Source organism: Kistimonas ophiarachnellae, assembly GCF_057552235.1.
The window spans coordinates 219,890-245,461 of sequence record NZ_BAAJPA010000002.1; the positions used below are offsets into that span (position 1 = coordinate 219,890).

Genomic DNA, 25,572 nt, shown 5'->3' on the forward strand with positions numbered 1-25,572 from the left:
TTTTTTATTGTTCTTTTACGCCGCTGATACGCCCAGGCGATCAACGGCTGTGATCCAGTTCACGGCATCATACCGGATTTTTCCAGCCGGTGTTATTGCCTTTTGTAGGTCATCCCGCCGACACTTCCGCCAACCTCGGGGTCGTTCAGGCGGTTTTCCACCTGGCGGATGCCGGCGGCGTCCTGCGCCCGGTTGATCATCGGGTTGTTGAACTGCGGGAATTCCTGGAACGCCAGGTAGTTGATGGTGCTTTCATCCACGACCCGCATATCTTCATTGCGCAATTCCAGGTTCGGCAGCGGCGCGTGACCGTTCGGGAACACGATAAACAGTACATTGCGGTCCCAGACTTCCTTGAACCGCTCAATGGTAAAGCTGATATTCCCCACCGCCGGGTCCGCCACGTAGACATGGCCGTTATACACTTCCCGCACCACCACGAAATGCTTAAAACCGGCGTATTCAATGGGAACGATGGCCGGGTGGTCCAGTTCGGCGAGGTCGTCAATATCGGCGCGGAAGCCGCCGCTCTTGTGGCCGATGGCGCGGGTGAAACGCTTCATGTCCAGCAGGGAGAAACCGCGGCGGGCGACAATCTTGTCCGCCTCGCCGAATTTCAGCAGGCCTTCCATGACCTGCCGTTCGGTCAGGTTCCGGCCCAGGTAGTAATCCAGCAGCGTGGTGAGGGCGGCGGAACCGCAGCTGTAGTCGTAGGTCTGCCGGATGATGTTCTTGTATTTCAGTTTGGCGAGGGGTTCAACGGCGGCCTGGTCAGTGACGGTGACATTGGCGGCCTGCTGTTCAAAATAGACCGCCCCATCCTCTTTGGGCTTGACCTCAAAGGCCGTATTGACGCCGAAAACGGTAAGCAGGCTACCCAGCAGAATCTCTATCATGGCGGTCGGTCTTTTGTTGTTATTGTTTTTGTACTTTAGTGCAGTTTAAGGAAAAAAAGCCGACCGGTAAACCGATCGGCCTTTTGGCTTACACCTTTTTTACGGGCTTAGTGCGCGTAGACAGTAATGCTGTTAGTCGTCATGTTCAGACCACTGATTGCCAGACCGCCAAGGTTGCCGTCGCCTACATTGATAGCGCCGATATTGATATTGGCGTTAGTCATAGGCGCGTCAATAACCAGTCGATCGCTACTGCCGCCATCCAGAACATCAATTGCAACAGTGCTTTGATCTGCAGTGAACGACACATTTGACAAGGTCAAGGAGCCTACGCCGTCGCCAGTCCTGCTGCCGCCATTGCCATAGTATTTGTCAGCTGCTGGATATTGAGCAGTTAAACGCGCACCGGCCGAGTTTGCGTCCAAAGTCGCCTCAGCTGCATTTGCATAATTTCCGCTAAGATTTCCATCCGCTGTATCGCGTGCAGCAACGGCATCATTATATGCAGTTGTGTAGGTTGAGGAGTCGGCCTCATCAACACCGCCAAGAATTTCAGCGTCAATGATTGCTTGCTGATCACTAATCGTTTGATAGAGACCAAGATCTGCCTGAGCGGTTGTCAATGCCGCTTGCGCTGCTGTTGCATCAACATAATCATTCAAACCTTGAGCACTAAGGTGCGCGCCTATTGCATCAGCAGACTTGCCTGCCGTTGCACTGTCCAGAACGCCTGAAACATAAGTGACTTCATCAAGTGACACGTTCATGGTCTGAGTTACGCGAATACCGCTACCGGTGTCAGGCGCATAAACGTACATCTCAGTGCCGGCCATAGTCAGGCCATCCAGCTCAACTGCACCGATAGTCTGGTTAAACTGCTCATAGCTATCATTGGTAGCGCTACCGATCTGGATACCGCCGATGCTGATAGTACCGTCATTGATGCCGGGCATATTAATCTTGACAGCGTCATTGGTTCCGAAGTTGTTCTCAGCACCATCTACAATAGTGATTTCAGTGCCTGTCATGTCCAGCGTGGAGATACTGATGTCGTTAAGTGCGATGGTACCACCATCTAAAGCACCATTTGTAACCGTGCCATCTGGCGCGACATCAACATCTCTAAAGCTCACGCGACCAACGGACTGGTTGACGATTGCGTCAACACCAATACCTTTGCTTCCGTCCAGCGCATAAACATACATCTCAGTGCCGCTCATGGCGACATCTTCAAGATTCAGCTGGCCCAAACTTGCAGCACTGGCGTCACCGGTACGGATGGCGTCCACTTCAACATCCATTTCCATGGCGCTGACACCAATCCTGATAACATCGCCTGCCGCCTTGGTTGCTGCGCCAGGACCTGCAGCCAGGTCAGACTTTTCAAGCATATCGATATCAATAGTCTGATTCAGGGCACCGCCGTTGTTATCAAGGGTGATACCTTCAAGACGGATAGAACCTTCATCGGTATACGTAACAGAACCGACTTCTGCCTGCATTTCCATTTCAATGGTAATACCAGACTGCCCCGTCATTTCAGACATGGCTTCGTCTTCCAGTGCTTTCAGCTCAGCCTGGGCCGTGGCAGCCATGACTGAGGAGATGGCAATTGCCAGGGGCAGTTTCTTAAGGCCTTTCATTATTATTAGTCTCCAGTTGCATGTTCAGGCGTTAGCCTTCCCTAGTACTGCAATGCAGTGCACATTGCATTAACGTCCCGGGAGCGACCCGGGCCGTCTTCCACGTCCATGCCGCGACACCTTGACATGGCCGGACGCACGAAGCCGATTGGATTCCATTGGAACCCGCGGTTACCAGAGCGTCCAGAGGAACACGACCGCCAGGCTGACCGCGAGGCAGGCATTGCCGGCGCAGACCAGGGCATCGTTGTTCCGGGTATCGACGGAGTGTCGGTCTGAGGATGGGTTTCTGAACATTGTGAGGTTTCCGCTTTATTGTTCTTATTATGCTTGCTTTATTGTTCTGTCTGTTTTGCCGGATTGTTCCAAACATGCCGGACAACAGTTTTATTATTCTTCGCTGTCACTCAACCTGTTCAAGGTATGGCGAATTTTATAACTGCTTTGGGACTTAAGTGCAAGCTTTGTAAACAATGCGTCAACGAAAACACCATTCCTGACGTCATAATCAATCTTTGAAGCGGTTATAGCTGCTAAATGAATAGCATCGCCTGCTTCAGCAATACATCGCTGTATGCCAGTGGAACCGGGCATTTATCCTTTCGAGACACCACGGTGTTCACAGTTTTGTGTCAAGGTGCAATGAACAAAAAAAATTCGTCCAGCCCGGGCAGGCAAATTAATGCAAAGCCTACTATCTTCCATACCCGCCATGCATGAAGCTTACGGATTCTGTATTGAATGGGACGCGCCCTGTTTCTCCTATTGTTTACGCTGATTATCCTGGGTGCCAACCTAAACCTTCAGGTCAGCGCTTCGCCCGTCCATGTGCATGAACCACGGACTGCATTTGGCAAACAGCTCATATCACTGGCGAGTAATACCCTTAATGGCTGTCATTCCCCCTGCCCACTGATCTACCTGGATAGCGGTCACCCCATCACGCCGGAGCAGCTTAACGCCATCCACGAACGATTGTGGGCCGGCGATATCGTGGTGATAGACGGTACGCAGGGCGAAACGCAAGCCATACAATCCATCAGCGCATCGCTGGGCGGTGTTGGTTTATATGGGCATGTCGTCATGATCTACAAACCGGGTTATGCGTCCGGTCAATACAAACAATTGCTGTTGACCAAAACAAGAAACCAGGACACCACTGCCGACGAACAAGCAAGGAAACTGGCCCGTGAAACCCTGGCAACGCACAATCACTGGCTTCGGCAATCACGCCACAAGACGACCAGCCTGCGCACGCCCCCAGAAGTATGGCGTCCCGAAAAGTCCATCCACGTTGAATTACGACAGATCAACCTCCCCTGCCTGGTCGGCAACGAGCTGGAAACCGCCCTGTCAGAGCCCGGCCAGTGGACGGGAGGCCTGATTGACGCCTGTGACCATAACGCCAGTCTTTCCCTTCACTACCGTATCGATTTCATTCGTTCTATAGAGACATCAGCGTCTGGCACGGATAACGCAAAATACCTCCGCATCACTGTTGATCCGGCATCCAACGGCGGGGCGGGCTGGCATCTGGTTGACAAACCCGTCCACCGCCATACCTGGTTTCAGAGCTGGACCAACCGGACTACCTGGTTTGGCCCCGTGGCCGACAGCTATGCCATTGAGATCCACGCCCATGATCCGGCCATGCGCCTCTACCATGCCATTCCCCACAACATGCCCAGGCATTCGAAGATAGAGAGCATGACGACTGTCAAGGTAGGCGCCCTGTCCCGGTGGGGGATGCTGTTCCCATGGACTGGCATCCCCGCCGACGACAGGGACGATGCACTCTTCGACGAGGGGAATGAGCAACACGGCAATTCTGAACATGAGGAAGAATCGATGACCGACAGTGACATATCCGCGGATGATATTGTCGTCATGGGTGAGCTGGAGTGGGATGATGAGCTGCCGTGGGATGATGACCTGGCGTGGGATCCGAGCTTTGACGTTCCCGTTCCGGATAGCGCCTTCGCTATTGAACGGCCAGAGGATGAACGGCCAGAGGAAGTGGATGTTCGGTTCCCGCCTTTTCAGTTCCCGTCTGACCGTTTGCCCACCATTCCGGAAGAAGGCAGCAGTTCTTCCGAATCTTCCGAAGACGCCACCACCCCGGTCAAGACCCAGGACTACTCAATGTTCAGACACTGCAAACGGTGTGACCGTCACAGGAACCACGACACCTTGTCTTTCATCCGCAATGTCGCATTGATACCGACGATCGCTTATGCAAGCTCACGGTCAGTGGCTTACCTGAACCATGAATACCCGGTATATAACCGCTCCCAATCAGGCGAGACGGCCGCTGCCCGATGGTTATGGACACGCGAGTTTGAGCAATACAGCCATACCTGGCGTACCCGGAAAACGGGTGAACTGTTCTGCCAGGACTGGTTTTTTGCAGATGACGCCTTTTCGCCCAGCGCCTACGGTCATTTCACACCCGGTTTTTCCGCCACATTCAGGGTGCCAGCGGCAAAAAAGGATGTATCAACCCTGACACTTTCCAGCACCGTAACCCCTGTCGCCCTGGGCGGCCATATCCATTACCGTTTTTTTTTCCAGGATTTCGCTACCTGGGATCAAAAAGGCCTTCCCTCTGTGGTCACCCAGACCCTGAGAATTAACTGGGGGGCAAGTGTTTTTTCCCCTGTGCCTGTCGTTGCGCTGATAACGCTCAGCGAAAACAGCCTCCACGGCCTGTGCCTGAATGTGATTGAAGGAAACCGGGATGACGGTAGTGTTGTTGGCGTGTACCACTGCCGCAACTGGAGTCGTCAGCTATGGCAGTTCGATCATTACCAGCGATTACACTCCCTGGTCGAGGATGACCGCTGCCTGACCGCGGAGGAGAACGGCAGCGTCCGTATCAGGCGATGCGCTCATGGCCCGAACCAGCGATGGCGGTGGCAACTCAACCAGTTAGTGAATCATCAGCATGGTTACCTGCTCGTTGATTCTCACAACAACGCTGTCACAGGCAGGGAGCCACACGATACAACCGCCTGGCGGCTGCGTTATTCCACACAGACACCTGCCGAAGTTCTGCGAATTGAACCGTAATGCCAGTGACAATGCACGAATGTAAACAATACTAACCCTTTCCCAAGGAACTCTTGAGACGGATCATGACCTAAAGTCAGGTCCCTGCTTAATAATGACAACATTCCAATCGTTGTCGTTTCATCAAAAAGGACATGACACGCTTCAAATAGTCAGGGGCAGGAGACAGCCCTAACAAAATAGTGAGATTGCTGCTAACCAGCCGGGACAACATTGTGTCAGCCAGGGCTAAACCATAACCCAATAGACAGATTCTGGAGATTAATATGGCTACACCCATTTCCTCATCTTCCTCTAGTTCATCTTCTGATTCGACAGTACCCGATTCTCAGCAGACATCAGAAACAAGACACACAAAACAAAAAAAGAAGGTGTCAACATCCAAAAAAACGAAAGGCGGCGTGTTTTCATTTATTAGGCGGGTTCGAAGTGCTGAATCCTTGTTTACTCCCAAACCGAAACCAACAGGCCTCTTCAGGTTCGGCTCCAGCAGGTCAATTGCTTCAAGAACATCTCTTGAATCAGCGTCATCAGAAGCGTCAACAATCTCTGGATACCTGCGTAGACAAGAAGATCGATCAAGAACCCAATATAAGGAAAGAAACCCTGACAAAGCACATGATCATGGAACTACGGCAATCAAACAATGCATGGATGCTGATTTGGAAACCACTCGCAAAAATCTCGATCCATTGATCTATACGCCGCCATTAGGCTTGAATTACCTGGCTGACAAAAACTCTAATAAAGAGACACATATTTTTAAGCTATGTAAAGAATTAGCAAGGATGGAATATGATGAAGGAAATATAGATAAATATTGCAATATGATTAATGCATTAGTTGAACAAGGCGCTGATGCGATAACAGCCAACAGGAAAGGCCGCCAACCACTTTATTACCTGTTAGTATCACCCCTCATTCAACCGTCAGAAGCTGTCCGTACACTAGCCATAAAATTGATCAAACATTATATAGAAAAAAACAAATTGGGAGACGATACGAACGACGACGCTGAAAAAACGCTAATTATGCAAGTGATAGGTGAAATTTCCTCCAAATCCAGCAAAGACATCGGCGGGGATAGCTATTTCCCGCTGGAATTATTATTGCGAAATGGGGCAAACCCAAATAAACCCAACAAGCATGGTGTTTCACCAGTTTCTTTCACAATCAGGGAGGCTAGTGCCAGGAAGACTAGTGCCGGAGCCGTCTGTATTTTGTTGAGACATAAGGCTGATTCCAATGCTATGGATCAACAGGAAAATCACTATCCAATCCAGCAAGCTGCTTATGAAAACCAAAAGAATGTCTTGTTGCATCTGTTTGTTTATGGCGCAGACATTAACACGCAAGATGAAGAGACAAAATTGACGCCACTTATGATCGCCTGCCAATTGGGTCATGATGAAACCGCAACATTTCTGCTTTCAAGACAGGCAGATATTCACAGGATAAACAAGAAAGGCGAAAATGCTTTGCAAATGGCGCTGATGAGTGAAAAGAATTACAGAACAACGATAATAAGTCAATTACTGGATAAAGGCGCTTATCTCAATACAGTTTCTGAAAGCGGCGAGACCGTTTTGGATCTCGTACAAAAAAAAACAACTTCTAATGAAATGCGAATATCCGTTACCGCCATGATCAGTACAATGGTCATGGAAGCTATCAATGCTGAGGGAAGTCAACGGATAGAGTATGCTCAACAACGGTCAGCAGCATTATCACCAGAGAAGCGCGAGCATTTTCAAAGTCAATTATTCAAGTCAGTGGAATTACTACAACCGGAAGAAGTTGCTGTCGCGCTATATTATGGAGCTGACCCTTACAGACTAATACCTGCGAAACCAGGGGAGCCTGAGCAAACCTTGCTGTATCGCACTCTCGTGGGAGCAAACAGCATGACGAAAATGCCACTACGGAAAATCAGAGAAAATATCTTGGCAGTTGCAACACTGTTGTTACAATATGGCGCTGATCCAAGCGCAATAACCTCAACACAAACCACGTCTGCTTTAAGGTTTGCATTAAATTCAAATAATCTGGAGGTTATGGCTGTTTTTTTTAGACACTCAATCATTGCCAACTGGAACATAAGATCAAACGATGGCATGAGATGCCCTCTGAGTGTTGCAATACATCTTTATGAAGAAGAGCCCAGAAAAGATATGTCGCTAATTGAAAAACTATTATATCAAGGAGCTGACCCCAACCTGACAATCGGGCCTTATCACACTACGATTCTGATGGAAGCAGCAGAAAAAGGTAATGTACCTGTGGTAAAAGCCTGCTGCCATGCAGTAAGGAGAGAGGACATTGATAGAACAGACCGCAATGGAAATACAGCACTATTGAGAGCCTGCATGGCGTTTATACCGAACGAGAACCCGAATATCACCAGGGCAATTATTGATCATGGCGCTAACGTCAACATTACAAACAAGGATAACGAAAACCCTCTACTTCTATCTATAAAACATAAAAATTCGGGACCTTTAGTCGCTTTACTGGAACGTAGAAATTTTAAATTTATGAAATTCTATTTTGAGGATAGTCGAAAAAAGGAGTCTGCGTATGAGTTACACAATCAAATCAAGCTATCTAAAGACCCGCAGGACAGCGAAATCAACAAACTGCTACAAGAAAAACTAATGCAAAGAACATTGGAACAATTAGAACAAAAAACAAAAATCAAACAAATTTCTGAAAGACTAGAAACTATTTCTGAAGACCCATTAGAATCATCCACTGGTCAGAACCAAGAGTTAATAGGAAAAGTAGATACGCAGGCGTCAGCATCGTACGCAGATCCAAGAACACAACAAAGCATGCCATTACAAAAAACAGTCTCCACAAAAACCCATGAAAAACATGAAAGCCAGGAACAAAAAGAAATAGAGGAAATCTTTGCCAATCTTGCTTCTATGCTGGAAGAATCAGCTAAATCCCTTGACACTTAAATACAGAACCAAGCACACCAGCAAGATATTGAATTTTAGATATTTGAGGCAATCACTGGCAAATCAACCTATACAATTCATATCGAATACTACCGTTAGTATTTTCAGGTTTAGCTAAACACCCAGATTTAAAGCGCTATTGCACTGTTTGTTTTCCTAAATAGTTCCAACTGCTGGTGCCTTTATATACTGGAGGATGTTGAAGGATGCTCAATATTTTTCTGCTCAGTGGAGTTTTATTTTTTTAGCCTTATTAGCAAATCATTAATTTGCGTTCCTGATTACCACCATTGTTCAGCTCTTTTGCGAGACTTCCAGATACCACGCGGGATAGATCGCGCATAAGTATCTTCACGCTGACACCTGAAAATGGAATCAGCTGCTCTTATCGCCAGCATGCCAAGGCTTTCAAAGCACTTGCTTCTACAGTGGCTTATGAATGGTGGTAATCAGTAAGTGTTATGAATCTTATCAGGCAGATTATAGTAATCAACGCGGTGAACGTTTGTGAGAGGCAATTCGATGGATAACATCGACCTGTAATACGTGCTTAACTGATATAAATCCTCTCACAGCATGCGCCGTTTTCCTTGACACCCGTCTGTTATTGGCATGACTGGAAAGTGTCCGTAATGATGCCTTTTTCACGGATACATTCCGTTATAGAATGCCGCCAAACCGCAGTGAAACACGTCAATGAAACACCTTTCCATCACCGAACTACCGCACCTGACGGATTCCGTCCAGTGGTTCGAGCGTCTTCGGCCGCTGGGCAATGCGCTGATGCTCGACAGTGTGGCCCGCTCCAGCGGCGACTACCGTTACCGGTACGACATCCTGACTGCCGCACCGGAAAACCTGTACCGTCATAAGGACGGCGTGACATGGTGCAAATCGTTAACAAACGACACCTGGCAACCATTGGCCACTGCACCTTTTGAGACCCTGCATGAGGCACTCCCCGCTCCTGTCGATAGCCAGCAAATGCCTTTTACTGGAGGACTGGCCGGTTACTGGGGCTATGAGTTGAATGAAAGCCTGGAACCGGGTCGCATCACGTCTCGTCACTCATCACATCCTTCCATGCTGGTGGGACTCTACCTGTGGGCCGTGGTGGTAGATCATCATACCGGCAGGACCTGGCTGGTGGCACATCCGGATATGTCAGAGGAAAAACGCCATCATATTGAACAGCGGCTTCACAAGCCGGCAACGGTATTCTCGTCAGCGTTTCATTTAAATACGCCTTTTACGGCCAGTATGTCTCCTGCTGATTATCAGAATGCGTTCCAGCACATCAAGGATTGGATTGCCGCCGGGGACTGTTACCAGGTCAACCTGACTCAGCGCTTTTCTGCCGACTACGAAGGCGATCCGTGGTCTGCTTACCTGGCGTTGCGCTCTGCCAGCCCAACTCCGTTTGCAGCCTTCCTGGATTTTGAGGAACTCAAGGTACTTAGCCATTCGCCGGAACGACTGCTGCGCTCTGACAATGGGGAGGTTGAAACCCGTCCGATCAAAGGCACCCGCCCACGGGGTCGGGATATCGATGAAGATATAGCGACTGCAGCAGAATTGCTGACCAGTGAAAAGGATCGGGCAGAAAATCTGATGATCGTCGATCTGCTTCGCAATGACCTTGGGCGTAACTGCAAACCGGGATCCATTAAAGTCCCTGTATTGTTCGGCCTGGAAAGTTACGCCAACGTTCATCATCTGGTCAGCACGGTCACCGGCCAGCTGGCGGAAGGTCATGACAACCTGATGTTACTACGGGATGCTTTCCCCGGTGGTTCCATTACTGGCGCACCCAAGATTCGTGCGATGGAGATTATTCGCGAGCTGGAACCGGTTCCCCGCTCCGTTTATTGCGGCGCGATTGGCTATATCAGCAGTCACGGTCGGATGGATACCAATATTGCCATACGCACACTGGTCGCCGATGGCCAGCAGATTCACTGCTGGGGCGGTGGCGGTATCGTGGCAGATTCAGATTGCGAGATGGAATACCAGGAATCCATCACCAAGGTCAGAAACCTGATGAATGTGCTGGAAAGTATGGAAGCTGAACGGGTAGCACTCTAGCACTACCCGTCCATCATCCTGTTATTGCAGAGGAATATCCCGGACACTGGCCTGACAGAACGCCATCTTCAGATCATGGAAGGTGTGGACGGCCGGGAACTGGGGGAATTCCTCAATCACATTATCCGGCGCATGGAACAGGATGCCTGCATCGGCTTCGGCCAGCATCGTAGTGTCGTTGTAGGAATCACCGGCAGCAATCACCCGATAGTTCAAACTATGGAATGCCTTTACCGACATCCGTTTGGGATCTTTCTGGCGTAGCCTATAGTCAGTCACCTTACCGCTTTCATCCACTTCGAGGCGATGACAGAGCAACGTCGGGAATCCCAGCTGACGCATCAGGGGCTGGGCAAATTCGTAAAAGGTATCGGAAAGAATAACGACCTGGAAACGTTCCCGCAGCCAATCGATAAAATCACGGGCTCCGGGCAATGGCGCCATTTCTGCAATGACGGCCTGAATTTCCCGTAACCCGAGGCCATGCTGTTCCAACAGTTTAAGGCGCTGTTTCATCAAAACATCATAATCGGGAATATCCCGGGTGGTGGCTTTGAGTTCATCAATACCGGTTTGTTCGGCGAATTTGATCCAGATTTCGGGAACCAGTACCCCTTCCAGATCCAGGCAGGCTATTTCCACAACGACTCCTGATTTTTCTGTTTTTGTACTATTTATACTGTTTTGCCAGTGTTGTTCTGGTCGTGCTTGGGTGCTGACAATATCAGCTGAACAGCGCACACTCTACCCCTGCCCCTCTCACCATGCAAACCCCAACCTGTCGCTATTAAGTTATGCGGAAATGTTATTAGTAGAATGTGATGGCATTGATAAAATCGCCAAGACTCCGTGCTGCCAAGGAAAAGAAGGAATTCCCGATGAAAATTACAATGGTCAAAAAGATTCTGGCCGATGGATCGCCCTGCAAGAAATGCGGTGAAGTGCTAGAGCGTCTGGAACAGTCAGGCCACATACATCGCATCGACCGTATTGTCGAAGCCTACGAGAACGACCCATTCAGCGAAGGCATGCAGATTGCCGACATGCTGAATGTCGATAAAGCGCCCTTCTTTGTCGTCGAAAAAACCGGGGAAGCACCCGTGGTTTATACGATCTACTTCAAGCTCGTGAAAGACGTACTGGAAAAAGAAACAGCGGAAGAAACAAACTGAAAAGAAAAAGGCTGATCCAAACAGTGCCAGATCAGCCCGTTCTGTGCGATTGCTAACCGTCAGTGTACGGGCAGATTGATGTGCTCAAACAGCTCGTCCACTTCCGCCTTGTTATGACGGGATACGGCTTCATCAATGATCTCTTTGGTCAGGTGTGGCGCAAAGAGTTCGATGAAATCGTACATGAATCCACGCAGGAATGTACCGCGGCGGAAGCCGATCTTGGTGACACTGGCCTCAAACAGATGAGAGGCATCCAGTGCAACGAGATCTGAATCCAGCTCTGCGTCATAGGACATACCCGCGACAATCCCGATACCCAGTCCCAGTCGTACATAGGTCTTGATAACATCGGTATCAGCAGCGGTGAATACGACTCGTGGCGCAATGCCTTCGTTCATGAAGGCTTCGTCCAGCTTGGAACGGCCGGTAAAGCCAAACACGTACGTCACGATTGGGAATTTGCCGATATCCTGCAAGGTCAGCTCAGAGACTTGGGCCAGAGGATGATTCTTTGGCACCAGAACGCTGCGGTTCCAGCTGTAGCAAGGCATCATGATCAGGTCATTGAACAGTTCCAGGGCTTCGGTCGCGATGGCGAAATCCACCGTACCGTCGGCAGCCATTTCCGAGATTTGCATCGGTGTGCCCTGATGCATATGCAGGGAAACGTCCGGATACTTGCCGATGAATTGCTTGATCACCGGTGGCAAGGCGTAACGAGCCTGGGTGTGGGTGGTGGCCAGTGCCAGAGTCCCCTTCTTCTCGTTACTGAATTCCTGGGCAACCTGCTTGATGGAATCCACTTTCCGGAGAATCTCACCCGCGGTTTCAATAATCTTTTCGCCGGCCGGGGTGATACGGGTCAGGTGCTTGCCGCTGCGGGCAAAGACCTCGACACCGAGTTCATCCTCAAGCAGACGAATCTGTTTACTGATACCAGGTTGAGAGGTATAGAGACTCTGCGCCGTTGCCGACACATTCAGCTCGTGATGAGCCACTTCCCAGATATAGCGCAGCTGTTGCAGCTTCATTATGGCCTCCGCAAAAACCCATTATTCGAATGAAGCATAAAAATATGAATAAATATTCTTTTATAGAATAGTAGCTTATCGCTACATTTACCACCGCACTCGCTTCATTGATACACATCAATCTTTCGATGGTGTGTTAAGTGCGAATACTATGATTACGAAGAATACTTATAACTTTAGACCATAATTTATTCATGGATGCACTGCTTTATATTGTGGCGGGCGCAGGTGTCGGATTCGCCGTAGGATTGACAGGCATCGGCGGCGGATCATTGATGACGCCACTGTTGCTACTGTTCGGCTTCCCCGCTCCCGTCGCTATCGGCACCGACCTGATGTACGCATCCATCACCAAGGCGGGCGGTGTGCTCGCCCATCACCGTCAGAAAAGCATCAACTGGACAGTGGTAAAGCGCATGGCCGCGGGCAGTTTGCCGGCAGCAGCCCTCACCATTGTAGTACTCGATCAGTTTTTTACCGGCAGCGACAGCTACACACACGTGCTCACTGTTTCGCTGGGTTTCATGCTGATTTTATCGTCGATCGTTTTACTACTGAGAAAACAGTTATTGAGACACACGCCCGTCTTGAGTGATCGCGGCGCGGCCTTCTTCACTGCCATAATGGGGATTTTGCTGGGTGTCTTCGTGACACTGTCATCCGTAGGTGCAGGCGCTCTGGGTACGGCGATTCTTATTCTTCTGTATCCTGTTATGTCCGCTACCCGGATTGTCGGAACAGACTTGGCCCATGCTGTTCCCTTGACACTGGCTGGCGGGCTGGGGCACCTCTATCTCGGGAATGTCGATTTCCAGCTGCTCGGCGCTTTGCTGATGGGTTCACTGCCAGCCATCTACCTGGGAACGCGGGTTGGCCACAAACTGCCGGACGTATTCCTCCAGCGCGTACTGTCACTCCTCCTGCTCGGACTCGGTATTAAGTACACGCTCTTTTAATTCATTGGTCACGCCATGGGGAACATGACCGGTGCTGACATGGGCCCGGGCCGAGTCACAATGGCGCACCTGGTCATCAAAAAACATATCCGCCTGGAACGCTTTGAGAAACGCACCCTTATCCAGTCCGCCGAGAAATATGGCTTCATCAAGACGGATATTCCATGAGCGCAGTGTGCGGATCACACGTTCGTGTGCCGTGGTGCTCCGTGCTGTCACCAGTGCGGTTCGGATCGGGCAATGACGTTCCCCGAATTCCAGCTGGATATCCTGAAGCATGGCCAGAAACGGTTTGAACGGACCGCCCGGTAACGGTTGATGCGCCGAAGAGCGTTCAGCCTCGGTAAACGCCTGCAAGCCAGACTGCTGATACACCCGCTCTGCTTCATCGGAAAATATGACCGCATCGCCATCAAAGGCGATCCGCAGCTCATCCGTTTCCTGTCGCTCTTTGGAAATCGATGACAAAACCGTCGCAGCCGCAAAACCATCCTTCAGTGCCCTGCGCACATCATCGACATCCGTGGACAGAAACAAATGGGAATGAAATGCCGGTACATAACGGTACGGACTTTCACCGCCACAAAACGCAGCCCGCCGGATATCCAACCCGTACTCTTCAATGGAATTGAAAACCCTTAATCCCGTGTCCGCACTGTTGCGCGACAGGAGAATCACCTCAACCCGCGGGACATCACCTAGCAGGTGATTAATATTGAGCAACTTCCTGACGAGCGGGAAAGCTTCACCGGGTTCAAGCACACAATCTTCGTGTTCAACCTGATAATGACGGTAGGCTTCCAGCCCTTCTTCCTCAAAGACCTTGTGGCCAGCTTCAAGGTTAAACAGGGCACGTGACGAGATAGCGACAACCAGTTTGTCGTTCAGGGTATCCGGCATTGATAGTGTTCTTGGTATGGAACAGGGATTACCAGTGTACTACTGGCGTACAGGATAAAAAGACAGGATTTGTACGATGGCAAAAGAACGCAAAAAAAAGCCCACAAGAAAGCGGGCTTTAAAATAATCGCAGGTATTAAGCAGCCACGAGAGGCGCTTGCTGCTCTTCAGGAAGCGCAGTAACGGGCTTGGTGAAGAGTGCCAGAATGCCAGCAATACCCAGCATGACGGCAGAAACGGTATAGGCAATCGCGAAAGAACCGGTTGCATCGACAACAACCGCCGCGACCACAGGACCAATGAAGCCACTCACACCCCAGGCGGAGTACAGCACACCGAAGTTGCTGCCGTAGTTCTTCAGACCATAGTAATCCGCAGTGATGGACGGGAATACGCTCAGCAGCGCACCGTAACCGATACCCGCCAGCATGGCGCCGAAGATGAAGCCCATGTCGGTAGAGAGCATCGGGAAGATCATCATGTTAACGCCCTGCAGGACAAAGACCAGCAACAGGGTCTGGATACGACCGATCTTGTCTGACAGCATACCCATGAGAACACGGCCACAGGTGTTGAACAGCGCCAGGATAGACACCAGGTACGCCGCATTGGCAATACCACCCTGAACACTGGCGATGGTGGTAATGTTACCGATCAGCATCAGACCTGCAGAAGAAGCAAACGCAAACATGATCCATAGGTAGTAGAACTGACGGGTCTTCAGCATCTGGCGCCAGTTGAAATCGGCAACCGCAGAAGCTGTTTTGCTGGTTTCCTTAAGACCACGTGGCTGAGCCGGCGTATAACCAGCCGGTGGGTTGACGATGGTGAAAGACAAAGGAACCGCAACCAGCAGTACAGCAATACCCAGATACAGGAATGCGCTGCTGATACCTACAGAAGCGATCAGGGCAGACGTGGTCGGTGCCAGGTAGAGGGGCGCCATACCAAAACCACCGGCAATCAAACCATTCACCATGCCTTTCTTGGACGGATGGAACCACTTCATCGCTGAAGGGCTCAGACAGGCATAGGCAAAACCGATACCGGTACCAACCAGAACACCGAAGGTCATTACCAGACCAACCGGGTTAGAGACAAAGCTGGAAGCGATCATACCCAGACCCACCAGAGAGGTGCCCAGGATAACCATCTTACGGGGACCCATACGGTCCTGCAGAACACCGGAACACAGAACGGCAGCTGCAAACGTTACGATACCCACGGTATACGGCATGGAGGCACTGGCGTTAGACCAACCCCATTCGCTGACCAGGGCCTTACTTAATACACTCCAGGCGTAGAGAACGCCCATACAGAGGTTAATACAGACACCTGCCAGCAGGATTTTAACCGCTCGATTCATTGAAATGCTCTAATATCAGCAGAGCCCTTCCTCCCCGGAGGAAAAGGAGCACTAATAGGTAAAAGATATGACTTACTAAATGCGTAATGACCTGTTGAAGCCAACAGGATTCATTCAGCAACTAGAAGACAGTTAATAAAGAAGTAATAAAGGCAACCGGGCTTCTGGTGAACCCGTAAATATTTCCGGCGGATTATATTGGGAGTGCTTACAGTGTCTACTGCGACTGACACCTAATTACGTCAGCATCACGTAAATACACCCTGCAAATCCAAAACAAACTTGAATTATCTTGTTTTTCATTATGTTACGAGTCGATCTTCAGCCATCAACATAACACCTGCTTCGTCACACCTGCACCAGAATAGAAATTGTTTATCAAACACATAGATTGTCGAAACATAACCAATACATTACTCTTGATGCGTGATTCTGCGCAAAGGGAATCCGGATTATAACTATTCCACTACGCATGACCGGAAGTGAAAGACGCTATGGCACAGTTACCGATCGATGATCTGAATATTGAATCCCAGGAAATCCTAGTCACCCCGGAACAGATTAAGTCTGAAATCCAGCTCAGTGATGCGGCCCGTGAAACCGTGACCCTCGGACGTCAGACTGTTCGCAATATTTTGAGTGGAACCGACAAGCGCCTGTTTCTTGTGGTAGGCCCCTGCTCTATCCATGATGTCGACGCCGCGCGCGAGTATGCAGAGAAACTGAAAAAACTGGCGGAAGAAGTGTCTGACACGCTGTATCTGGTCATGCGTGTCTATTTTGAAAAGCCCCGTACCACCACCGGATGGAAAGGCCTGATCAACGACCCTTACCTGAATGACTCCTTCAAGATTGAAGAAGGCCTCCATATTGCGCGCCGGTTATTGATGGATGTTGCCGAGATGGGACTGCCAACCGCAACTGAGGCGCTGGACCCGATTACACCACAGTATATGCAGGATCTGATCTCCTGGTCCGCCATTGGCGCACGTACCACGGAATCACAGACTCACCGTGAAATGGCGAGTGGTCTTTCCTCAGCGGTCGGATTCAAGAATGGTACCGATGGCGGACTCACTGTTGCTATTAATGCCCTGCAGTCTGTATCCAGCCCGCACAGATTTCTCGGTATCGATAAAAAAGGACAGGTCGCGATCACCCATACCAAAGGGAATCAATATGGCCATGTCGTACTGCGCGGCGGTAACGGCAAGCCCAACTATGATTCCGTCAGTGTTGCCCTGTGTGAGCAGGCACTGAGAAAGGCAGGTATTGTCCCCAACATCATGATCGACTGCAGCCATGCGAATTCTGATAAGGATCCAAGCCTGCAGCCTCTCGTGATGGACAACGTCACCAACCAGATTCTGGAAGGCAATAATTCCATCACCTCGCTGATGATTGAAAGCAACCTGGGCTGGGGCAACCAGTCTATTCCTGACGATCTCAGTGAACTGAAATACGGTGTATCAGTCACGGATGCCTGTATTGACTGGCATACCACGGAAGAAACTATCAAGAAGATGGCGGACAAACTGAGAGACGTCCTGCCGGGACGCGATCGCCCAGACTTGTTGTAGTCTCAGAAATTAAAGTCAAAAAAGGGCAAGTCAAACTTGCCCTTTTTTATGGCTCAGTTAAAAATCGAGGCCCAACTGGCAGACAGGCAGTTGCAACTGCACCGGTTTTACCGTTTCTACCAGTACATGACGCTTGAGCCGCGGCATATTGCTGATACGACGATCCAGGATGGCATTACAGATAGGACAAATGGACGGCAGATGCTTGTTTGTAAGCACCTCAAAGCCCCAGCTGGCCTGGATGACATCCGTGCAGAGGGTACGATCCTGACTGGACTCTATATCAAAATTGGCCTCGACAACATGCGCAGGGCCAGAGTGTCCTATCGTAACAAAGTAGTCTGACAGTATGCTCTGTTTGTAACGCTTCACAGGTCTCAGTGCCAACAGGGTTTAAAAAAGCCGCGTAAGATATCGCATTTTTTTCATGCTTCCTATCAGTAACTGACAAGGATACGTAAAAGTCCCATGTCCCGATACCGACCACCACGCAAGCCCGGTTCCTTTTACATTACGCCTGAAGGGTACGCCAGGCTCAAGGACGAACTTGATGACCTCTGGCGAACCCAGCGACCGCAAGTCACCCAGGCCGTGTCGGAAGCCGCAGCCCTGGGTGATCGGTCGGAAAATGCCGAGTACATCTACGGCAAGAAACTGCTTCGCCAGATTGACAGCCGTGTCCGCTTTCTGCGAAAGCGCCTTGATCAGCTAACAGTTGTTACTACTTTGCCCGAGGATACCAGCCGTGTCTACTTTGGCGCCCGGGTAACGGTTGAAGATGAAAATGGTACAGAAACCACCTGGCGTATCGTAGGCCCTGACGAGTTTGACCTGAAAAACGGCCTGCTCAGTATGGATTCCCCTCTGGCCCGCGCTTTGATGGGTAAAACCATTGATGATGAGATCGTCATTCGAGTGGATGACAAGGAAACCTATTACTGTGTAACACAGATTTCCTACAAGGAATCTTGATATTTAATGAAGGTACACTGCTGGTATGTACCTTCTTTCTTGAAACATTAGAGAGTCTTTCAGGTTATTTTCTAATCTAATTCAAGATATATGATTGTATAATATTGCTAATTAAGATGAACTATCGAGAATCCTGAGAAAAACATCAGGTTCCGGCCGGACACGGTAATTGTCTGTCAAATCCGCAAAAACAATACGGCCACCAGCATCTGCCATTATCACAGTAGGGAAAACGGTATCAGAGTCGTAACCCAGCACCTGCAAGCCTTCAGGCAGCCCGTCATCATGATTGATTTTCAAGGCTCGGGCAGCACTATTGCCGGAGTCGGTATAAAACTCCATGGGGACATCAAAACGTTGTGCAGGCACACGGGTATTCTCGTGAGACTGTGGGCTGACCAGTGCAACTCTCACGCCCCGTGCATCTAATTCCCTATATTGGGCTGCGACTTCCCGAATCTGCGCCATGCACAAGGGACACCAGTTACCCCGAAAGAAAAGCAGTAGTAGCGGCTGACCTTTAAATGTGTCTGACGCAACAGCCTTACCATCAGCATCCATCACCGTAAACCTTGGTAACGACTGCCCCACAACCAACTGATCATTCGCTGGCCGACCCAGCCGTGAATACCAGAATATATAAAGAGTTCCGCCACCGACTCCAACCAACAGGCTCAGAACAAAAGGCACTGAGCTGGATGATGGGACAATCAAAGTGAAAGAGGTGCCAATCGCGGCAGCGACTAATAATCCATAAAGATTGTGACTCGTACGAGCGACAGGGAGCACAAACAACCGGACAAAGAACAACAATGCGGGCAGCAAAGCAATAACTACACCCAACCAAGGCATAGATTGGGATACAGCCAGATGCCACATCGCAAAACCAACACCTACCGCCAGCCCGGCAATATAGATACTGATAAAAATTGATTTCAGCTTGTTTATCATTGGGATACGTCCTTCTCCTAATATTATGTTTTGCTTCATTCACAGAGAGTACGCACAACCAAACAAGCTGGATGCAGTCATCAGCAAAAATAAAAAAGGCCTGAGTGATCAGGCCTTTCCGGTATCAGTAACGGGCTTACTTATAAAAAGCATTGTCCCGATTTGAGTGGTCAGTGACATCACGGACGCCAACCAGCTCAGGAATACGTTCTTTCAGTGTTTTCTCGACACCATCTTTCAGTGTCACATCAACCATTCCGCAGCCCTGACAACCACCACCAAACTGAAGAATCGCAACGCCTTCATCAATCTCGACCAGCTGCACCATACCGCCGTGGGAGGCCAGACCGGGATTGATCTCGGTGGTGAGGAAATAATTGATCTTGGCATCCAGCGAGCTGTCTTCTCCGATCTTAGGCGTTTTTGCGTTTGGCGCCTTGATGGTCAGCTGTCCGCCCATCCGATCCGTCGCATAATCAATGGTCGCATCTTCCAGGTATTCTTCGCTTTCCGCCTCAATCCAGACATCGAACTTTTCCAGTTCAATTTTCAGGTCGGTTTCCTTGTGCTCACCCGGTTTGCAGTACGCCAGGCAGGTTTCTGCATGAGGCGTGCCCGGCTGGGTAACAAAGAGGCGCACACCAATACCTTCGACTGACTGCTTGTCCAGCAGCTCTCGCAGGTAGTCCTGTGCCGATTCGGTAATATCTATTTTGAGATCCGTGGTAGTCAACGCTATTACTGCCTGTAGTTTGATCGCTGTTGCCTGAATTCTACTCCTGTCCTCACCCGCTGAAAAGCCGACCAAACCACTCAGTTAAACCCCGGTTATTCGTATTCTATAGAACAAGAAGTAATTTCACGGATTGCCCGTTAGACCTGACATCGCTATTTTTCCGCCTTTTTCCTCTATCCCCCTCGGTGGCAACGTGCTGAAAATCGATCACAATCGACATTCAGGCCTGGTCATGCTCATCCTTGTGCTGAGCGCCATGGTCGGACCGCTTTCCATAGACCTGTTTACCCCTTCCCTGCCGGCCATTACTGAAGCCTTTGGCAGCTCCGCCGCCGTCACCCAGTGGACCGTCAGCATCTTCATGATCGGTTTTTCGGTATCCATGCTGATCTGTGGTCCTCTTTCTGACCGGTTTGGCCGTCGTAAAACCCTGCTGGTCGGCTACCTGGTCTATTTACTCGCTACAGGCGTCATTCTCTGGACCAGCAGCATTGAGGTATTTATCGCAGCCCGTTTCCTGCAGGCTGTCGCAGGCTGTTTCGGCACTGCGCTTTCCCGCGCCATTGCCCGGGATCTCTATAAAGACAAGAATGATGTCAAAATCCTTGGCATGATCAGCGCCACGCTCTGTATCGCTCCCATGGTGGCACCGATTATTGGTGGCGTGTTGCAGGAACTGTTTGGCTGGCACTCCAGCTTTATAGCCATGATTGTATTTGGCACATTTGTCGCCGGCGCTGTCAGCCTGTTACCAGAAAGCAATACACCGGATACCGAAATTTCCCTGGTTGGCATGCTGGCCGGTTACCGCGAGCTGTTCAGCGACCGTCGCTTCATGACCCTGACGCTGACGGCAGCCCTCGCCTTCTCCGGCGCATTTGTGTTTGTCGCAAGCGCGCCTTTCGTGCTGATTGGTCACTTTGAACTGGCGCCTAAAACCTATGGCATGCTGTTCGCGATCATCATGGGCGCTTATATCGGTAGCAGCCTGCTGGCAGGCCGTATTACGGATTGGCTGGGTAAAGCAAAAAGCCAGCGTCTGGCCTGGTGTATCCTGATCACCGGTACCCTGGTCGCCGTTGTCAGCGCCCTGGCCACCGATGGACAATCCATTATCGGTTATGTCGCCGGTATCGCGATTTATGAAGCAGGCCTGGGTCTGTTCATGCCGGCCTGCCAGGCCAATGCACTCAGCCATCTGAAAAAGCATGTGGGCACCGCTTCCGGCCTGATCTTCTTCCTGGAAATGCTGGTCGCCAGCCTGGTCAGCACCCTGGCCGGCAAGATTGATCACAGCAGCACCCTGCCGCTGGCGATGCTGACCGCGACAACACTGGGTGTCGCCATCCTCCTGACCATCGCTTTCAAGCTGTTTGCCACCCCACATCAGCCCACCGTCCAGGCCTGATTGATCAATATATGGAAATGCCGGTTCCCAACGGCATTTCCACTTCCCCATCCCATTGCTGACGCTAATTCTGGTACCATTGCGCTGCGCTAATCCATCCAAGGCCAGACGAAACAATAATGATGTCCAGAGAGAAACGTATCAGCCTGCTGCACGACGCCTTAGCCAACCGCATCCTGATTCTGGACGGCGCCATGGGCACCATGATCCAGGAACACAAACTCGAGGAAGCTGATTACCGGGGGGAACGCTTCCAGGACTGGCCTTCAGACCTGAAAGGCAATAACGACCTGCTGTCACTGACCCAGCCAGCCATCATTGAAAGAATTCATCGCGCCTACCTCGAAGCCGGCGCCGACATTCTCGAAACCAATACGTTCAACGCCACACCGGTAGCCATGGCGGATTACGGCATGGAAGGCCATGTCAGCGACATCAACCGGGAATCCGCCCGCCTTGCCCGTAAAGTCGCCGACGCCATGTCGCAGGAAACACCGGAAAAACCTCGCTTTGTCGCCGGCGTCCTCGGGCCGACCAGCCGGACCGCATCTATTTCACCGGACGTCAACGACCCCGGCTTTCGCAACACCTCCTTTGACGAATTAGCTGAAGGTTACCGTGAGGCAACCCGGGCACTGATTGAGGGCGGAGCCGATATCATCCTGATCGAAACCGTGTTTGATACCCTCAACGCAAAAGCCGCTATCTTTGCGATTCAGGATGTTTATGCGGAACTGGGGGTTGAACTCCCGATCATGATCTCCGGCACCATTACGGACGCTTCCGGCAGAACCCTGTCCGGCCAGACCACCGAGGCCTTCTGGAACTCCGTTGCCCATGCAAAACCTGTCAGCATTGGCCTGAACTGTGCGTTAGGCGCCGAAGAACTTCGCCCTTACGTGCTGGAAATCGCAACCAAAGCCAACACCTACGTTAGCGCGCACCCCAATGCCGGGTTACCAAACGAATTCGGGGAGTATGATGAAACCCCTGAACAGATGGCAGACATCGTTGAAGAGTTTGCCCGTTCCGGCCTGGTCAATATCATCGGCGGTTGCTGCGGCACCAGCCCTGCGCATATTGCCGAAATCGCGCGCCGCATGACGTCATTATCTCCCCGGCGCATTCCAGAGATACCTGTTGCCTGTCGTTTGAGTGGTCTGGAGCCATTCAACATTACAGCAGACTCCCTGTTCGTCAATGTCGGCGAGCGTTGCAACATTACCGGCTCGGCAGCATTCAAGCGATTGATCAAGGCCGAGGATTACGATACCGCATTAGATGTTGCGAGAACTCAGGTTGAGAATGGCGCGCAAGTCATTGATATCAATATGGATGAAGGCATGCTGGACAGCCTTCAGGCCATGGTTCGATTCCTGAATCTGATCGCTTCTGAACCCGACATTTCCCGTGTGCCGATCATGATTGACTCCTCCAAGTGGGAAATCATCGAAGCTGGCCTCAAATGTATCCAGGGTAAGGGCATCGTTAATTCCATCAGCCTGAAAGAAGGTGAAGACAACTTCCAGGAACAGGCACTGCTCTGCAAACGTTATGGCGCGGCGGTCGTCGTTATGGCCTTTGATGAGACAGGCCAAGCGGATACCGAAGCGCGCAAGAATGCCATCTGCCAGCGCTCCTATGACATCCTGGTGAATGAACTGGATTTCCCGCCCCAGGATATTATTTTTGATCCCAACATCTTCGCTGTCGCCACTGGTATTGATGACCATAACAACTATGCTGTCGACTTTATCAACAGCACCCGCTTTATTAAAGAGAACCTGCCCCACGCGATGATCTCAGGCGGGGTCAGTAATGTGTCCTTCTCCTTCCGTGGTAATAACCCCGTACGAGAAGCAATTCATGCTGTATTTCTGTATCACGCCATTCGCGCGGGCATGGATATGGGTATCGTCAATGCCGGTCAGCTGGCCATTTATGAAGATATTCCCGAAGAGCTCCGAAACTGTGTCGAAGACGTAGTACTCAATCGTAACAATGGGGCAACCGAAGCCCTGCTGGCCATTGCAGACAAGTACCGTGGCGATGGCAGCACTGAAAAGTCAGAAGAAGACCAGGCCTGGCGCGAATGGCCAGTGAACAAACGGCTGGAACACGCACTGGTCAAAGGCATAACGACTTACATCACCGAAGATACCGAAGCAGCCCGACTCGAAGCTTCACGCCCCATTGAGGTCATCGAAGGTCCTCTGATGGATGGTATGAACATCGTTGGCGACCTGTTTGGTGAAGGCAAGATGTTCCTGCCCCAGGTAGTCAAAAGCGCACGGGTAATGAAACAGGCCGTTGCGCACCTGGTGCCCTTCATTGAGGAAGAAAAAGACGGCAAGACTGAAAGCAAAGGCAAAGTGCTGATGGCTACCGTCAAGGGCGATGTCCACGATATCGGCAAGAATATCGTCGGCGTTGTCCTGCAGTGCAACAATTATGAAGTGATCGACCTCGGCGTCATGGTGCCTTGCGAAAAGATTCTGCAGACGGCCCGTGATGAGAACGTCGATATCATTGGTCTCTCTGGCCTGATCACACCGTCCCTTGATGAGATGGTCCATGTCGCCCGGGAGATGGAGCGGCAGTCTTTTGATATTCCCTTGTTGATTGGCGGTGCAACCACATCACGTGCCCACACGGCGGTCAAGATTGAACCCTGTTTTAAACAGGATGCCGTTGTCTATGTGCCAGATGCCTCCCGCAGTGTCAGCGTTGCAACCCAGTTATTGAGCAAAACGCTGAAACCCGATTTTGTCGCTTCTGTCAAAGCCGAGTATGAAAAGGTGCGGGAGCGGAACGCCAATCGCCGCCCCAAGGCGGAACGCCGGCCATACGACACGCTCCACACCTATAAGACACCTATCGACTGGCAAGGTTATCAGCCCCCGAAACCCGCATTCCTGGGACGTCGTACTCTTGCTGTTTCATTGGCAACGCTGGTTGATTATATCGACTGGACACCCTTCTTTATCACCTGGGATCTGCACGGCAAATACCCGAAAATCTTCGATGACCAAGTCGTTGGCACTGAAGCTCGCAAACTCTTCGATGATGCGCAGGCAATGCTACAAACACTGATCAGTGAAGATAAAATACAGGCCCGGGCAGTGATTGGTTTCTGGCCCGCCAGCCAGGTGGATCACGATGACATTGTCCTCTATACCGACGAGAGCCGCATAGAGGAACTCGCCAGACTCCATCATCTGCGTCAACAAACCCAGAAGGTTCCCGGCAAACCCAATGCCAGCCTGTCCGACTTCGTCGCGCCTCGCAACACTGGCATCGACGACTATGTGGGTGGTTTTGTCGTCACGGCAGGCATCGGTGCAGAAGAACTGGCGAAAAGCTTTGAAGACGCTCACGACGATTACAACAGCATCATGGTCAAGGCACTGGCTGACCGTCTGGCCGAGGCGCTGGCTGAATACATGCACGAACGTGTCCGTCTGGAATACTGGGGCTACTGCCCCGATGAGGAACTCAGCAATACCGAGTTGATCAAGGAAGCGTATCGCGGTATTCGTCCGGCGCCCGGCTATCCTGCCTGCCCTGATCATACGGAAAAGGCCACGCTGTTCCGTCTGCTGGATGCAGAACAGGAAACCAGTGTCAGCCTTACGGAACATTTCGCCATGTTCCCGACCGCCAGTGTCAGTGGCTGGTATTTCTCCCACCCGGATTCGAACTACTTTGCCATTGGCAAAATCGACCGGGACCAGGTGGAAAGTTACGCTGCCCGCAAGTCCATGCCCCTTGAAGAGGCCGAGCGCTGGCTGGCGCCGAACCTGAATTACGATCCGGCATAAGGAACGGGCCCAGGGCCCGT

Annotated in this window: 19 protein-coding genes; 9 read left to right on the forward strand and 10 right to left on the reverse strand. The window is 50.9% G+C overall.

Going from position 1 to position 25,572, the window contains the following annotated elements; translation table 11 throughout:
- Positions 1 to 92 precede the first annotated feature (92 nt).
- The 3 genes from AC27K1_RS03215 to AC27K1_RS03225 all read right to left on the reverse strand — a co-directional run bounded on the left by AC27K1_RS03215 (position 93) and on the right by AC27K1_RS03225 (position 2,836).
- Entirely contained in the window at positions 93 to 896 is an 804-nt protein-coding gene (locus AC27K1_RS03215; protein ID WP_487148252.1) for a C39 family peptidase, read from the reverse strand.
- A gap of 107 nt (positions 897 to 1,003) precedes the next feature.
- Complete coding sequence (locus AC27K1_RS03220) at positions 1,004 to 2,539, reverse strand: DUF6160 family protein (protein ID WP_487148253.1); 1,536 nt, start codon at positions 2,537 to 2,539, stop codon at positions 1,004 to 1,006.
- A 171-nt stretch (positions 2,540 to 2,710) separates the two neighbouring features.
- Positions 2,711 to 2,836 carry a hypothetical protein gene (locus AC27K1_RS03225; RefSeq protein ID WP_487148254.1) on the reverse strand — a complete coding sequence of 42 codons (126 nt, stop codon included), beginning with the start codon at positions 2,834 to 2,836 and terminating at the stop codon, positions 2,711 to 2,713.
- A 444-nt stretch (positions 2,837 to 3,280) separates the two neighbouring features.
- On the opposite strand from AC27K1_RS03225, the gene AC27K1_RS03230 reads away from it, so the two are divergent.
- From AC27K1_RS03230 to pabB, 3 genes are all read left to right on the forward strand, one after another.
- Positions 3,281 to 5,608 carry a ricin-type beta-trefoil lectin domain protein gene (locus AC27K1_RS03230; protein ID WP_487148255.1) on the forward strand — a complete coding sequence of 776 codons (2,328 nt, stop codon included), beginning with the start codon at positions 3,281 to 3,283 and terminating at the stop codon, positions 5,606 to 5,608.
- 266 nt (positions 5,609 to 5,874) lie between these two features.
- Positions 5,875 to 8,571 (forward strand): ankyrin repeat domain-containing protein, encoded by a 2,697-nt coding sequence (locus tag AC27K1_RS03235; protein ID WP_487148256.1) that lies wholly within the window; start codon positions 5,875 to 5,877, stop codon positions 8,569 to 8,571.
- Positions 8,572 to 9,267: 696 nt separating this feature from the next.
- Positions 9,268 to 10,656: an aminodeoxychorismate synthase component I gene (gene pabB, locus AC27K1_RS03240; RefSeq protein ID WP_487148257.1), complete on the forward strand. Its 1,389-nt coding sequence runs from the start codon at positions 9,268 to 9,270 to the stop codon at positions 10,654 to 10,656.
- 21 nt (positions 10,657 to 10,677) lie between these two features.
- Here pabB and thrH read toward each other — a convergent pair whose 3' ends face one another.
- On the reverse strand, positions 10,678 to 11,298 hold the full coding sequence (gene thrH, locus AC27K1_RS03245) for a bifunctional phosphoserine phosphatase/homoserine phosphotransferase ThrH (RefSeq protein WP_487148259.1): 621 nt from the start codon (positions 11,296 to 11,298) through the stop codon (positions 10,678 to 10,680).
- A 236-nt stretch (positions 11,299 to 11,534) separates the two neighbouring features.
- Here thrH and AC27K1_RS03250 point away from each other — a divergent pair, with 236 nt between their 5' ends.
- Positions 11,535 to 11,828 carry a hypothetical protein gene (locus AC27K1_RS03250; RefSeq protein WP_487148260.1) on the forward strand — a complete coding sequence of 98 codons (294 nt, stop codon included), beginning with the start codon at positions 11,535 to 11,537 and terminating at the stop codon, positions 11,826 to 11,828.
- 59 nt (positions 11,829 to 11,887) lie between these two features.
- On the opposite strand, the gene cysB is transcribed toward AC27K1_RS03250, so the two are convergent.
- Positions 11,888 to 12,862, reverse strand: a complete 975-nt coding sequence (gene cysB / locus AC27K1_RS03255; RefSeq protein ID WP_395178542.1) for an HTH-type transcriptional regulator CysB — start codon at positions 12,860 to 12,862, stop codon at positions 11,888 to 11,890.
- 194 nt (positions 12,863 to 13,056) lie between these two features.
- On the opposite strand from cysB, the gene AC27K1_RS03260 reads away from it, so the two are divergent.
- Positions 13,057 to 13,818, forward strand: a complete 762-nt coding sequence (locus AC27K1_RS03260) for a sulfite exporter TauE/SafE family protein (RefSeq protein WP_487148261.1) — start codon at positions 13,057 to 13,059, stop codon at positions 13,816 to 13,818.
- Here AC27K1_RS03260 and AC27K1_RS03265 read toward each other — a convergent pair.
- Together AC27K1_RS03265 and AC27K1_RS03270 are read right to left on the reverse strand one after the other, a co-directional pair.
- Positions 13,774 to 14,718 (reverse strand): 5'-nucleotidase, encoded by a 945-nt coding sequence (locus tag AC27K1_RS03265; RefSeq protein ID WP_487148262.1) that lies wholly within the window; start codon positions 14,716 to 14,718, stop codon positions 13,774 to 13,776. The two genes, AC27K1_RS03260 and AC27K1_RS03265, sit on opposite strands and share 45 nt — an antisense overlap.
- A 136-nt stretch (positions 14,719 to 14,854) precedes the next feature.
- Complete coding sequence (locus tag AC27K1_RS03270) at positions 14,855 to 16,084, reverse strand: L-lactate MFS transporter (protein WP_487148264.1); 1,230 nt, start codon at positions 16,082 to 16,084, stop codon at positions 14,855 to 14,857.
- Positions 16,085 to 16,578: 494 nt separating this feature from the next.
- Between AC27K1_RS03270 and AC27K1_RS03275 the strand changes: the two genes are divergently transcribed.
- Entirely contained in the window at positions 16,579 to 17,664 is a 1,086-nt protein-coding gene (locus tag AC27K1_RS03275) for a 3-deoxy-7-phosphoheptulonate synthase (RefSeq protein ID WP_487148265.1), read from the forward strand.
- Between the two features lie 57 nt (positions 17,665 to 17,721).
- On the opposite strand, the gene AC27K1_RS03280 is transcribed toward AC27K1_RS03275, so the two are convergent.
- Positions 17,722 to 18,036 carry a hypothetical protein gene (locus AC27K1_RS03280; protein ID WP_487148266.1) on the reverse strand — a complete coding sequence of 105 codons (315 nt, stop codon included), beginning with the start codon at positions 18,034 to 18,036 and terminating at the stop codon, positions 17,722 to 17,724.
- A gap of 96 nt (positions 18,037 to 18,132) precedes the next feature.
- Between AC27K1_RS03280 and greB the strand changes: the two genes are divergently transcribed.
- On the forward strand, positions 18,133 to 18,636 hold the full coding sequence (gene greB, locus AC27K1_RS03285; RefSeq protein ID WP_487148268.1) for a transcription elongation factor GreB: 504 nt from the start codon (positions 18,133 to 18,135) through the stop codon (positions 18,634 to 18,636).
- A gap of 111 nt (positions 18,637 to 18,747) precedes the next feature.
- Here greB and AC27K1_RS03290 read toward each other — a convergent pair whose 3' ends face one another.
- Complete coding sequence (locus AC27K1_RS03290; RefSeq protein ID WP_487148270.1) at positions 18,748 to 19,587, reverse strand: redoxin domain-containing protein; 840 nt, start codon at positions 19,585 to 19,587, stop codon at positions 18,748 to 18,750.
- Between the two features lie 136 nt (positions 19,588 to 19,723).
- A complete protein-coding gene (gene nfuA / locus AC27K1_RS03295; protein WP_487148271.1) occupies positions 19,724 to 20,320 on the reverse strand; it encodes a Fe-S biogenesis protein NfuA in 597 nt (198 codons plus the stop codon).
- Between the two features lie 235 nt (positions 20,321 to 20,555).
- Here nfuA and AC27K1_RS03300 point away from each other — a divergent pair, with 235 nt between their 5' ends.
- Positions 20,556 to 21,731: a multidrug effflux MFS transporter gene (locus AC27K1_RS03300; protein WP_487148273.1), complete on the forward strand. Its 1,176-nt coding sequence runs from the start codon at positions 20,556 to 20,558 to the stop codon at positions 21,729 to 21,731.
- Between the two features lie 119 nt (positions 21,732 to 21,850).
- A complete protein-coding gene (metH, locus tag AC27K1_RS03305) occupies positions 21,851 to 25,552 on the forward strand; it encodes a methionine synthase (RefSeq protein WP_487148275.1) in 3,702 nt (1,233 codons plus the stop codon).
- Positions 25,553 to 25,572 lie beyond the last annotated feature (20 nt).